Origin of the sequence: Streptomyces sp. NPDC059003, from assembly GCF_042740445.1 — a bacterium.
GTDB lineage: Bacteria > Actinomycetota > Actinomycetes > Streptomycetales > Streptomycetaceae > Streptomyces.
Genome location: NZ_JBHYJH010000224.1, coordinates 1 through 11870 on the forward strand (window position 1 = coordinate 1; position 11870 = coordinate 11870).

10 protein-coding genes are annotated in these 11870 nt (G+C 73.9%); 7 read left to right on the forward strand and 3 right to left on the reverse strand.

The window, feature by feature from the left end; translation table 11 throughout:
• Positions 1–131: 131 nt before the first annotated feature.
• On the reverse strand, positions 132–1406 hold the full coding sequence (locus tag ACFWZ5_RS40935) for a glycoside hydrolase family 18 protein (protein ID WP_384793910.1): 1275 nt from the start codon (positions 1404–1406) through the stop codon (positions 132–134).
• Between the two features lie 426 nt (positions 1407–1832).
• On the opposite strand from ACFWZ5_RS40935, the gene ACFWZ5_RS40940 reads away from it, so the two are divergent.
• Positions 1833–3005, forward strand: a complete 1173-nt coding sequence (locus tag ACFWZ5_RS40940) for an acyl-CoA dehydrogenase family protein (protein ID WP_384793907.1) — start codon at positions 1833–1835, stop codon at positions 3003–3005.
• Here the strand turns inward: ACFWZ5_RS40940 and ACFWZ5_RS40945 are convergent.
• Complete coding sequence (locus ACFWZ5_RS40945; protein ID WP_384793904.1) at positions 2968–3837, reverse strand: hypothetical protein; 870 nt, start codon at positions 3835–3837, stop codon at positions 2968–2970. The genes ACFWZ5_RS40940 and ACFWZ5_RS40945 overlap by 38 nt on opposite strands.
• Before the next feature lie 469 nt (positions 3838–4306).
• Here ACFWZ5_RS40945 and ACFWZ5_RS40950 point away from each other — a divergent pair, with 469 nt between their 5' ends.
• Together ACFWZ5_RS40950 and ACFWZ5_RS40955 are read left to right on the forward strand one after the other, a co-directional pair.
• The gene (locus ACFWZ5_RS40950) at positions 4307–5473 is read left to right on the forward strand and encodes a hypothetical protein (RefSeq protein WP_384793901.1); all 1167 of its coding nucleotides are present in this window, start codon (positions 4307–4309) and stop codon (positions 5471–5473) included.
• A 13-nt stretch (positions 5474–5486) separates the two neighbouring features.
• Positions 5487–6578, forward strand: a complete 1092-nt coding sequence (locus ACFWZ5_RS40955; RefSeq protein WP_384793898.1) for a phosphotransferase family protein — start codon at positions 5487–5489, stop codon at positions 6576–6578.
• A 12-nt stretch (positions 6579–6590) separates the two neighbouring features.
• Here ACFWZ5_RS40955 and ACFWZ5_RS40960 read toward each other — a convergent pair whose 3' ends face one another.
• Positions 6591–7061, reverse strand: coding sequence for a hypothetical protein (locus tag ACFWZ5_RS40960; RefSeq protein WP_384793895.1), 471 nt, complete (start codon positions 7059–7061; stop codon positions 6591–6593).
• A 392-nt stretch (positions 7062–7453) separates the two neighbouring features.
• On the opposite strand from ACFWZ5_RS40960, the gene ACFWZ5_RS40965 reads away from it, so the two are divergent.
• From ACFWZ5_RS40965 to fxsA, 4 genes are all read left to right on the forward strand, one after another.
• A complete protein-coding gene (locus ACFWZ5_RS40965) occupies positions 7454–7894 on the forward strand; it encodes an Lrp/AsnC family transcriptional regulator (RefSeq protein ID WP_384793892.1) in 441 nt (146 codons plus the stop codon).
• 130 nt (positions 7895–8024) lie between these two features.
• A complete protein-coding gene (locus ACFWZ5_RS40970; protein WP_384793889.1) occupies positions 8025–9713 on the forward strand; it encodes an amidohydrolase in 1689 nt (562 codons plus the stop codon).
• Positions 9714–10285: 572 nt separating this feature from the next.
• Positions 10286–11089 (forward strand): polyprenol monophosphomannose synthase, encoded by an 804-nt coding sequence (locus ACFWZ5_RS40975; RefSeq protein ID WP_384793886.1) that lies wholly within the window; start codon positions 10286–10288, stop codon positions 11087–11089.
• Positions 11090–11135: 46 nt separating this feature from the next.
• Positions 11136–11723 carry an FxsA family membrane protein gene (gene fxsA, locus ACFWZ5_RS40980; protein WP_384793883.1) on the forward strand — a complete coding sequence of 196 codons (588 nt, stop codon included), beginning with the start codon at positions 11136–11138 and terminating at the stop codon, positions 11721–11723.
• The last annotated feature ends 147 nt before the right edge of the window (positions 11724–11870 follow it).

The following is an 11870-nucleotide window of genomic DNA, read 5'->3' on the forward strand; positions in this document are numbered from 1 at the left end:
AGTTCTCGTTGTTGTCGGTCCCTCCGGCCCCGCCCGGCCCCCGCCGGTTGTGGTGGGGGGGGCCGGGCCCCCTCACGGTGTGGGGGGGGGCCCGGGCGGGCCCCCCCCCCCTGACTCGTACGCGGTGACGGCTAGTTGATGGCCTTGATCAGCTCGCCGTTCGACGTGTCGCCGCTGAGCTCCCAGAAGAAGGTGCCGCCGAGGCCCTGCTGGTTCTTGTAGTTCATCTTCCCCGCGATGGTGGCCGGGGTGTCGTAGCTCCACCAGTTGTTGCCGCAGTGCGCGTACGCGGTGCCGCCGACCGTGCCGTTGGCCGGGCACTTGGTCTTGAGCACCTTGTAGTCGTCGATGCCCTGCTCGTACGTGCCCTGCGCGGGGCCGGTCGCGGTGCCGCCGGGGGCCTTCTGGGTGACGCCCGTCCAGCCGCGGCCGTAGAAGCCGATGCCGAGGAGCAGCTTGTCGGACGGGATGCCGAGGCCCTTGAGCTTGGCGATCGTCGCCTGCGAGTGCCAGTCGGCCTTGGGGATGCCGGTGTAGGAGCTGAGCGGCGAGTGCGGCGCCGTCGGTCCCTTGGCCTCCCAGGCGCCGAAGAAGTCGTACGTCATCGGGTTGTACCAGTCGACGTACTGGGCGGCGCCCGCGTAGTCCGCGGCGTCGATCTTGCCGCCGGACGAGGCGTCGGCCGGGATGGCGGCCGTGACCAGGTTGTTCGCGCCGAACTTGGCGCGCACCGCGGCCATCAGGTTCTTGTACGCCGCCCGCCCGCTGGTGTCACAGCTCAGCCCGCAGGCGTTCGGGTACTCCCAGTCGATGTCGATGCCGTCGAAGACGTCGGCCCACTTGGAGTTCTCGACCAGGTCGTAGCAGGACTGGGCGAAGGCGGCCGGGTTCTTCGCGGCCTCGGTGTAGCCGCCCGACCAGGTCCAGCCGCCGAAGGACCACAGGATCTTGAGGCTCGGGTGCTTCTTCTTGAGCTTGCGCAGCTGGTTGAAGTTGCCGCGCAGCGGCTGGTCCCAGGTGTCGGCCACGCCGTCGACGCTCTGGTCGGCGCCGTACGCCTTGTCGGTCGCGGCGTAGGCGTCGCCCATCGTGCACTTGCCGCCCTGGACGTTGCCGAAGGCGTAGTTGATGTGCGTGAGCTTGTTGGCGGAGCCGGACGTCTCGACGTTCTTGACGTGGTAGTTCCGGCCGTAGACGCCCCATTCGGTGAAGTAGCCGACCACGCGGGAGCCGGCCTGGGCCTCGGCGGTCCCGGCGGCTTCGGCGGTGGCCCCGGAGGCGGCCTTCGGGGTCTGCGGTCCGGCGGTGGCGGTGCCCGCGCCGGCGAGCAGGCCCGCGCCGAGGGCGGCGCAACACGCGGTGGCCAGGAGCGCCTTGAGGGCGCGGGGACGGTTCGGTCGTGGCATCGCTGTCTCCTCGTGGGGGAGGGGAGCAAGTGGGGGTGGTGCTGACCTCGTGGGCTGATCCGTGTGGTCGCGCGTTGAATTGGCATGAACGCGGAAACGCCCTGTGCCGCTGGACTCTAGGGAGGACTAGACCAGTGCGTCAATGGTTCGGACCAATGCGGGTTCCGTTTCCGCGCCCCGCGCCCACGGGTGCCGCCGTACCGCCCGACGGGACAACGGCCGGTGAAGATCCGAAACCGGGCCGGGGAACCCGTGACGACCTGCCGCCGATCGGGCATACTCAACGCGCCGCAGTCGCTGGTCAGCCGCTTCCGCGATCCGGAGGGGCAGCATCGGCTCGGCAGTCACCCGGCGGCGGCGCCACACCCTGTGCGCGTGCCCGCTGCAAGCCGCCCTACATGGGACGACGAGGGAGAGGAGAGCACGATGCCCGAAGGAGCCCCGCAGCCGGTGGAGCGTCAGTTCCCCACCGAAGAGGCCAGGGATCTGCTCGCGCTCGTACGCGACGTGATCCAACGCGAGATCGCGCCGCACGCGGCCGAAGAGGAGGAGGCGGGACGCTTCCCGCGCGAACTCTTCACCCTGCTCTCCGAGTCGGGCCTGCTCGGCCTCCCCTACGACTCCGCCTTCGGCGGCGGCGACCAGCCGTACGAGGTCTACCTCCAGGTCCTCGAAGAGCTCGCCGCCGCGCGCCTGACCGTCGGCCTCGGCGTCAGCGTGCACTCCCTGGCCTGCCACGGCCTCGCGGGCTACGGCACCAAGGAGCAGCAGGCCGAGCACCTGCCCGCGATGCTGGGCGGCGGGCTCCTCGGCGCCTACTGCCTGTCCGAGCCGTCGTCCGGATCCGACGCCGCGTCGCTGCGCACCAAGGCCGTGCGCGACGGCGACGACTGGGTCATCACCGGTACGAAGGCGTGGATCACGCACGGCGGCGTCGCCGACTTCTACACCGTCCTCGCCCGCACCGGCGGCGAGGGCCCGCACGGCGTCACGGCCTTCCTCGTGCCGGGCGACGCCGAGGGCCTCACGGCCGCCGCGCCCGAGAAGAAGATGGGCATGAAGGGCTCGCCCACCGCGCAGCTGCACTTCGACGGGGTCCGCGTGCCCGACTCCCGGCGCGTCGGCGACGAGGGCCAGGGCTTCGCCATCGCGCTCTCGGCGCTCGACTCGGGGCGGCTCGGCATCGCGGCCTGCGCCGTCGGCGTGGCCCAGGCGGCCCTCGACGAGGCCCTCGCGTACGCGACGCAGCGGCAGCAGTTCGGCCGGCCCATCGCCGACTTCCAGGGCCTGCGCTTCATGCTCGCCGACATGGCGACGCAGATCGAGGCGGGCCGGGCCCTGTATCTGGCGGCGGCCCGGCTGCGGGACGCGGGCAAGCCGTTCTCCAAGCAGGCCGCCATGGCCAAACTCCTGTGTACGGACGCCGCGATGAAGGTGACGACGGACGCCGTGCAGGTCCTCGGCGGCTACGGCTACACCGTGGACTTCCCGGTCGAGCGCTTCATGCGCGAGGCCAAGGTCCTGCAGATCGTCGAGGGCACCAATCAGATCCAGCGCATGGTCATCGCCCGCCACCTCGCGGGTCCCGACTCACGCTGAGCCGCGGGTCGGGGGCGGCGCCGTCCGGCGAGGCGAGCCGGAATCCGAACGACGTGTCCGGGCCGGGGGCAGGAGCGGGCAGCGGTTCGGCGCGCCCGTCGAAGCGGGGGTCCGCGGCGGGCTTGGCCAGGGGCCTGCGGGGGGTCGCGTACCGGTCGTCGTGGCCCGCGCCGAAGGGGGCGGGCCGGTCGGCGGCCTTGGGGGCGGCGCCGTAGGAGGTGTCGCGGGGCGGACCGAACGACGAGTCACCGGACGGGCCGAACGAGGTATCAGGAGGCGGGCCGAACTGCCCCTCCGCGCCGGTCCCGTACGGGTTGTGTCCGCCGGTCCCGTAAGGGCTCTGCCCGCCCGCGCCGCTCTCGTAGGGGTTCGGCCCGCCCGTGCCGAAGGCGCCCCGGCCGCTTGCGGGAACGCGCCCGCCCGCGCCGGCCCGCGCGTCCGGACCGCCCCCGAACTGCCCCGCGCCACCCGCGCCGAACGGCGTCGCGCCACCCGCGCCGAACCGCGTGTCCTGGTCACCGCCGAAGTCACCGCCGACGCCGCCGAAGTCGCCGCCGAACCGCGGCTCCCGACCGGCCCCGAACCGCGCGTCACGCCCCTCCCCGAACCGTGTGTCCCGCCCCTCCCCGAACCGCCCGTCGCGCCCGTCCCCGAACCGGCCGTCGGGCCCGGTCCCGAACCGCGCGTCCCGGTTCACCCCGAACGACGACTCCCGGTTCACCCCGAACTGCCCGCCGAACTGGCCCGTCCGCACGGTCGGCTCCGCGAGGCGCACCCACTCCGGGTCGTGGCGGCCCGGCAGGGTGCGGCCGCGGTCGGCCCACTGGCGCACCAGGGCGCGGTAGATCGGCGGGTCCTGGGGCGGGGCGGGCTGGGGCGGGGGAGGCGACGGCTGGGGTTGCGGTGCGTACGGGGGCTGCTGTGAATAGGGCGGCTGTTGGGGATACTGGGACGGGTGAGGAACCGATTCTGCGGACGCGGGCGCCGACGCCAGAGCGCGCCTGCGGTGGCCTGACGGAGCGTGTGTGGGGGTCGTCATGTCCGGCCAACGCGCGCCACGGCGAGCAGGTCACCATCGAGCTGAATCGAGCGTGAGTTCACGCGACGGTCATGAGGGGCGCGTGCGTCGCACCGCGCCCGCGCCGCCGCGCGCGAAGGGCTCGGCGCGGACCGGGGCGAGCCGGGGCACGGGCCCGGCACGCGTCTGGCCCCGGCACGATATCTGACGTACCGTCAACTCCGCGCCGGAGGCCCCGCCGCCACCGGCGACCTCGACTGCCCTGCTCCCAGGGAGGTGTGCCGTGCCGGACGACCGCCCCGTGCCGCTCGACGAGTACCCCGTCCACCAGGTGGCGCTCTCGATGAAGCACGTCGCCACCGGCGACCGCAACGCGTACGACCGCTGCATCTTCCACGTCCTCGACCACCGGGGCCGCGCCCTGCTCATCCTCGGGCTCGGGGTCTACCCGAACACCGGTGTCATGGACGCGTACGCCACCCTGCGCACCGGCGATACGCTGCACGCCGTACGCGCGTCCGACGCGCTCGGTGACGACCGCATGAACCTGGCCGTCGGCCCCCTCCGCATCACCGTCGACGAGCCCCTGCGCAGGCTGCGCCTCACCTGCGCCGCCGACCCGGACGACGCCGACTCCCTCGCGTACGACCTCATCTGGACCGCCGACTTCCCCGCCCTGTGGGAGCCGCACCACGTCCAGCGCCGCGGCGGCCGCCTCACCCTCGAAGGCCGCCGCTTCGTGCAGGCGGGCCGCTGCGAGGGAACGATCCGCGTCGGCGGCGACACCATACCGGTGACGGCGGGGGAGTGGACGGCGACCCGTGACCGCAGCTGGGGCGTCCGGCCGATCCCCGGCGAGGAAGGCGGGCGCCTGGCCGAGGAGTTCGCGACGGACGGGTTCTTCTGGATCTGGTGCCCGGTGCGGTTCGACGACCGCTTCCTGATGGTCGTCATGCAGGAGGACGCCGACGGCTACCGCACCCTCAACGACGCGACCCTCGTCCGTCCCGGCCACCCCGACCGCCAACTGGGCTGGCCCCAGGCCGACATCGCCTACCGCTCCGGCAGCCGTCCCCAAGCTCTCAACTCCGTTCGAGCTGGGGGATACCCCATTCCCGAGAGCGCCGTCATCCACCTGACCGACCCGGTCGGGCGCAAGCCGCTGGAGCTCGGCGTCGAGGTCCTCACCTCCACCCCGCTCGCCATCGGCGCGGGCTACCCGCCCGCCGACGACTGGCAGCACGGCACCTGGCAGGGCCGCGCCTGGTGCGACCGCCGCACCTACGACCTGTCCGACCCGGCGGCCCATCCCCTTGCCGCATACGGCGTGATCGACCACGCGGCGCGCTGCACGCTCGACGGACGCGTCGGCCACGGCATCTTCGAGCACGGCACGTTCGGCCGCCACGACCCGACCGGCTTCACCGGCTTCGACTCGGCGGCGCCCTGAGAGGAGCGCGCACATGGCCACGGCACCCCGCCCCCGCACCACCACGCGTGACCCCGAAGAGCTCACCCGGAGGCTCACCGCCTGGCTCGGCACCCGCCTCCCCGGCGCGACGGCCGCCGACGTGTCCGTGCCCGAGGCCAACGGCATGTCGAGCGAGACCCTCCTGTTCCGGATCGAGCACTCCCGGCCGCCCGTCCGCGACTGCGCCCTGCGGCTCGCGGCGGACCCGACGGCGTACACGGTCTTCCCGGTGTACGACATGCCGCGCCAGTACCGCACGATGCGCCTCGTGGCCGAGCACACCGACGTGCCGGTGCCGCGCGTGCTGTGGCTGGAGCGGGATCCGGGGCCGCTGGGCGCGCCGTTCTTCGTCATGGAGCGCGTCGAGGGCCGGGTGCCGCCGGACGTCATGCCGTACACGTACGAAGGAAACTGGCTGCACGCCGCGAGCGACGCCGAACGGGCCCGGCTCGAGGACGCGACGGTCCGCGTCATCGCGCGCCTGCACGACCAGGCCCCGGCGGCCGCCGCCGCGTTCCTCGCGCTGCCGGGCGACGGCGACCCGCTGCGCCGCCACGTCCTGGCCCAACGCGCCTACTACGACTGGGTGGTGCGGGGCCTGCCGCGCTCACCCCTGATCGAGAGCGCCTTCGCCCGCATCGAGGAGCTGTGGCCGCGCGAGGCGGGCGAGACGGTGCTGAACTGGGGCGATGCCCGCATCGGCAACATCGTCTACGCCGGCTTCGACCCCGCGGGCGTCCTCGACTGGGAGATGGCCTGCCTCGGCCCGCGCGAGGTCGACCTCGGCTGGACCGTGTACCTGCACCGCTTCTTCCAGGACCTGACGGTCGGCTTCGGGCAGCCCGGCCTGCCGGACTTCCTGCGCCGGGACCGGGTGGAGGACCGGTACGCGGAGCTGACCGGCCACCGGCCGCGCGACATGGACTTCTACACGCTGTACGCCGCACTGCGGCACGCGATCGTCATGCTGCGCGTCGCGTACCGCCAGGTGCACTTCGGTGAGGCGGCGCTGCCGGAGGACCCGGACACACTGATCCTGCACCACGCCAGCCTCGCGGCGATGGTGCGGGACGACTACTGGTGAGGTGACGGGGGCTCAGGCCGCGGCGCGGCGGGTCTGCCGCGGCACCCGGATCGGGCGCGAACCCGGGCCGCCCACGTGCGAGAACGGCTGCGTGCGCCAGTCCAGGCCCTGAGGCAGCGTCAGGAGCAGGGCCGTGTCCTGCTCCTGGAGGTCGGCCGACTCGTCCGCGGGCTCGGCCTCGGCCGCCGGGCGGCCGGTGCCGGCACAGACGGTGAGTCCGAAGGGGTTCCACGGAGTGGGGCACAGGGCGTGCTCGGGCAGGATGTCCTCGTCCGCGAGGAGCGCGATGGGCTGCCCGCAGTCCGGGCAGTTCACGCGGTACATCTCGAAGGTGTCGTAGGCGTCGAACTCGTCGTCGGGCGCCTCGGCGGTGTCAGTGAGGTCGGTGGCGTCGGTGGGTTCGACGCCCTCCGGCGCGGGCTCGAGCTCGACGGGCTGCTGCTTGCGGCGCGCGGAACGACCCGGACGCTTCAGGTTCTGCATGGGAATCTCCCCCTCGGGTGGGCCGGCAAGGCACTGCGGCCTCGGCCAAGGCGCTGCGGCCCCGACCACAGCAAGCACTTCCCGTCCCGTCCTCGGGGTAATCGCGGCAGCCCGACGGACACGGGCATGGGTATGTGGCGTTCGTCACATGCCAGGTGGAGATGCCGTTGTGCGCGGGGCGGCTCCGGAGGCACGGGCGGTGCGCGGCGGCGTACGGGGTGCTCGTGAAGAGCGCCCCCTACGGGACCCCGGCTTCGCGCTCCGGCCGCCGTGCTCCCGCGCGCGGGAGTGCCGCCGCGCGTCACCCCGGGCGTCCCCCGGGACGTCACTTCGGGTGGCCCCGGGCGTCACTCAGGTATCGGCGGGGATCAAGGGCACTGTAGGTTCGGCGCATGGAGGAGCTGGATCGACAGATCGTGCAGCTGCTCGTCAAAGACGGGCGGATGAGCTACACCGACCTGGGCAAGGCCACGGGCCTGTCCACGTCGGCCGTGCACCAGCGGGTGCGCAGGCTGGAGCAGCGCGGGGTGATCCGCGGGTACGCCGCGGTCGTCGACCCCGAAGCCGTCGGCCTGCCGCTCACGGCGTTCATCGCGGTGAAGCCGTTCGACCCCAGCGCCCCCGACGACATCGCCGAGCGCCTCGCGGGCGTCCCCGAGATCGAGGCCTGTCACAGCGTGGCGGGCGCCGAGAACTACCTCCTGAAGGTCAGGGTCGCCACCCCGCACGAGCTGGAGAACCTCCTGGCCCGCCTGCGCTCCCTCGCCGGTGTGTCCACCCACACGACGGTGGTCCTCTCCACGCCGTACGAGGCGCGGCCGCCGCAGGTCTGACCTGTCGCCCGCCGCCCGGGGCCCGACGGTCCTGCGGGCGGCGCACTGCGACGCTCGCGCGCGGGTGGGTGCGCGGTGACCGTGCACCCCGGGAGCGGGTGGCATCCGGCGAAGCGGGACACTGTTCCCCATGAGTGAGCGCGTCACCCCCGAAGCCGCTGGAGTCCCGGAAACCCCTGGAGCTCCTGGCGCTCCTGAAGCTCCCGACGGCGGACACCGCACCGTCCTGCTGCGTGGCGGCGAAGTCCACAGCCCCGCCGACCCCTTCGCGACCGCGATGGTCGTCGAGCGCGGCCAGGTCGCCTGGGTCGGCTCCGAAGGCGCCGCCGACGCCTTCGCCGACGGGGTCGACGACGTCGTCGACCTCGAAGGTGCCCTGGTCACCCCGGCGTTCACGGATGCCCACGTGCACACCACGGCCACCGGCCTCGCGCTGACGGGACTCGATGTCTCCACGGCCCGGAGCCTCGACGACGCGCTCATTCTCGTACGCGAATACGCCGCCGCGCGCCCGGGGGACCGGGTGCTGCTCGGGCACGGCTGGGACGCCGCCCGCTGGCCCGGCGGCCGGCCGCCCACGCGCGCGGAGCTCGACGAGGCCACCGGCGGCCGCCCGCTCTACCTGTCGCGCATCGACGTCCACTCCGCCGTCGCCAGCACCGCGCTCCTCGACCTGGTCCCGGGCCTCGCCGACACCGCCGGATTCACCGCGGACGGGCCCCTGACCGCCGCCGCCCACCACGCCGTCCGCGAGGCCGCCCACGGGGCCGTCACGCCCCAGCAGCGCACCGACGCCCAGCGGGCCGCGCTCCGGCACGCCGCGTCGCTCGGCATCGGCTCCGTGCACGAGTGCGCGGGCCCCACCATCTCCAGCGAGGACGACCTCACCGCGCTGCTGCGCCTGGCCGCGGAGAAGGCCGGGCCGCGCGTCGTCGGCTACTGGGCCGAGCAGGGCCCCGAAGGCGTCGCCCGCGCGCGGGAGCTCGGCGCGGCCGGCGCCGCCGGTGACCTGTTCGTGGACGGCGCGCTCGGCTCGCACACCGCCTGGCTGCACGAGCCGTACGCCGACTCCGCGGGCGCCACCGGCAACTCCTACCTGACCGCCGCCGACGTGGCCGCCCACGTCGTCGCCTGCACCGACGCGGGCCTCCAGGCGGGCTTCCACGCCATCGGCGACGCCGCCGTGACCGCCGTGATCGAGGGCCTGCGGACCGCCGCCGACCAGGTCGGCCTCGCCCGCGTCCGCGCGGCCAGGCACCGTGTCGAGCACGCCGAGATGCTCTCCCCGGAGACGGTCGCCGCGTTCGCCGAGCTCGGCCTCACCGCGTCCGTGCAGCCCGCCTTCGACGCGCTGTGGGGCGGCGACGGCATGTACGCCCAGCGCCTGGGCGCCGAGCGGGCCCGCACCCTCAACCCGTACGCGGCCCTGCTGCGGGCCGGTGTCCCGCTCGCCTTCGGCTCCGACAGCCCCGTGACGCCGCTCGACCCCTGGGGCACCGTCCGCGCCGCGGCCTTCCACCACACCCCCGAGCACCGCGTCTCCGTGCGCGCCGCGTTCACCGCGCACACCCGCGGCGGCTGGCGCGCCATCGGCCGCGACGACGCGGGCGTCCTCGTGCCCGGCGCCCCCGCCGACTACGCCGTGTGGCGCACCGGCGAACTCGTCGTCCAGGCGCCGGACGACCGGGTCGCCCGCTGGTCCACCGACCCGCGCTCCGGCACCCCCGGCCTGCCCGACCTCACCCCCGGCGCCGACCTGCCGGTCTGCCTGCGCACCGTGGTGGGCGGTCGGACGGTATTCGTACGGCCACAGGAGTGACGCGGCGGGGGCGGCGCGGCTCCGAACGGGCCCACGCGGCGCGTCGCGCCGCCCGCACGCCCTCGCCACTGACCTGCTGATCTGCAAAGACACCGCAGGTCAGACGGGTATTGACAGACGGCCGCCGTCGGCGGGTAGTTTCGGCCGCGTCCACCACAGGACGCCTGACCGGCGAACCTCCACGCAGTCGTCGAACGCCGCTGGGTCACGGGCGGTGTGCCGCACCGGCGCACCGCCACAGGGAGCCAGGTCCAGTGCCTGCGACGCCCAGGCGCGGGAACGTCACCGCCGGACAGGGCGTCCCCTCTGCTCCGCTTCCTGGGAGCTCGGGGGAGGTGCGACCCGGGTGGGGCCCGGACGCTCAGTAGACAACGGCTCTCGGTCGATCCGCAGCCAGCGGGTCCCAGGCCGGCCCGAAGGGTGCCGGGCCCCGACCCGCAGGACCGCCGCTGCCCGCGCGCCCGCCGTGCGGGGTGGGCGCGGGCGGTGGGCGCGGCGGGCCGGAGCGCCGCGACAACGGCCCAGGCCCGGGCCACTATGGTGGTCCCCTGCGTACGAACGAAGGGGCAGTAGTGAGCAACGGCGGCGGGACCAGCGAAGCAGCGGACGCGGGACGGCAGTTCGGCCCGCTCGGCCAGGCCTTGGTGATCATCCCGACCTACAACGAGGCGGAGAACATCCAGGCCATCGTCGGCCGGGTGCGCACCGCCGTGCCCCAGGCGCACGTCCTCGTCGCCGACGACAACAGCCCCGACGGCACCGGCAAGATCGCCGACGAGCTGGCGGGCGAGGACGACCAGGTCCACGTGCTGCACCGCAAGGGCAAGGAAGGCCTCGGCGCCGCCTATCTCGCGGGCTTCGCCTGGGGCATGGAGCACGGCTACGGCGTCCTCGTCGAGATGGACGCCGACGGCTCGCACCAGCCCGAGGAACTGCCCCGCCTGCTCACCGCCCTCAAGGGGGCCGACCTCGTGCTCGGCTCGCGCTGGGTGCCGGGCGGACGGGTCGTCAACTGGCCCAAGTCCCGCGAGTTCCTCTCCCGGGGCGGCAGCACGTACTCGCGGCTGCTGCTCGACGTGCCGATCCGCGACGTCACCGGCGGCTTCCGTGCCTTCCGGCGCGAGACCCTCGAAGGGCTCGGCCTCGGCGACGTGGCCTCCCAGGGCTACTGTTTCCAGGTCGACCTGGCGCGCCGCGCCGTCAAGGCGGGCTACCACGTGGTGGAGGTGCCCATCACCTTCGTCGAGCGGGAGCACGGCGACAGCAAGATGAGCCGCGACATCGTCGCGGAAGCGCTGTGGCGGGTCACCGCCTGGGGCGTGGGCGAGCGGGTCGGCAAGGTCATCGGCCGCAAGCCGTCCGACCCCCGTTCTTGATCACCCACTTATCCCGGTCTGAGCCGGGGCCAGGCACACTGGGAGCATGACGACTGGCGCACCGCCTCCCTTCACGACCCCTGCCCGGCCCCGGCGCTCGCGCGTCCTCAGGTTCCTGCCTCTCGGCCTCGCCGCGTGGCTGGTCCTGGAGATCTGGCTCCTGACCGTCGTGGCGGGTGCCTCCAGCGGCCTGACCGTGTTCCTGCTGCTCGTGGGCGGCCTGGTGCTCGGCTCGTTCGTCATCAAGCGGGCCGGTCGCCGCGCCTTCAAGAACCTCAGCGAAGCGCTGCAGCAACAGCAGCGCGGTCTTGCGCCCGCACCCGAGCAGGGCGGCGGCAGCGCCCTGACGATGCTCGGCGGCCTGCTCCTCATCCTGCCCGGCCTGATATCCGACGCCCTCGGTCTGCTGCTCCTCGTCCCGCCGCTGCAGAAGGCCGTGAGCCGCAGTGCGGAGCGGGCCTTCGAGCGCAAGCTGCGCGAGGCCGCGGCGGCGGCGCCCGGCGGCCTGGGGGACGCCTTCCAGCAGGCCCGCATGCAGCACCCCGACGGCAAGGTGGTCCAGGGCGAGGTAATCCGGGACGACCAGCCCACGGGGCCCTTCGGGGGGTCGGACGACCCACAGCTGCCGCGCTGAGGCCGGTTCCTCGCGGGGCGCCCCAGACCCGCCCCTTTACCCAGATCCAGGGGGCTCCGCCCCCTGGACCCCCGTTTATCGGCGCTCCGCGCCTCGTCCTCAAACGCCGGACGGGCTGAATCTAGCGGCAAGATTCAGCCCCTCCGG

Bases quoted from the DNA above. Each gene is read 5' to 3' on its own strand.
- ACFWZ5_RS40955 (WP_384793898.1), top strand. From the start codon at position 5,487: ATGGCCACGGCACCCCGCCCCCGCACCACCACGCGTGACCCCGAAGAG.
- fxsA (WP_384793883.1), top strand. From the start codon at position 11,136: ATGACGACTGGCGCACCGCCTCCCTTCACGACCCCTGCCCGGCCCCGG.
- ACFWZ5_RS40935 (WP_384793910.1), bottom strand. From the start codon at position 1,406: ATGCCACGACCGAACCGTCCCCGCGCCCTCAAGGCGCTCCTGGCCACC.
- ACFWZ5_RS40970 (WP_384793889.1), top strand. From the start codon at position 8,025: ATGAGTGAGCGCGTCACCCCCGAAGCCGCTGGAGTCCCGGAAACCCCT.
- ACFWZ5_RS40965 (WP_384793892.1), top strand. From the start codon at position 7,454: ATGGAGGAGCTGGATCGACAGATCGTGCAGCTGCTCGTCAAAGACGGG.
- ACFWZ5_RS40960 (WP_384793895.1), bottom strand. From the start codon at position 7,061: ATGCAGAACCTGAAGCGTCCGGGTCGTTCCGCGCGCCGCAAGCAGCAG.
- ACFWZ5_RS40940 (WP_384793907.1), top strand. From the start codon at position 1,833: ATGCCCGAAGGAGCCCCGCAGCCGGTGGAGCGTCAGTTCCCCACCGAA.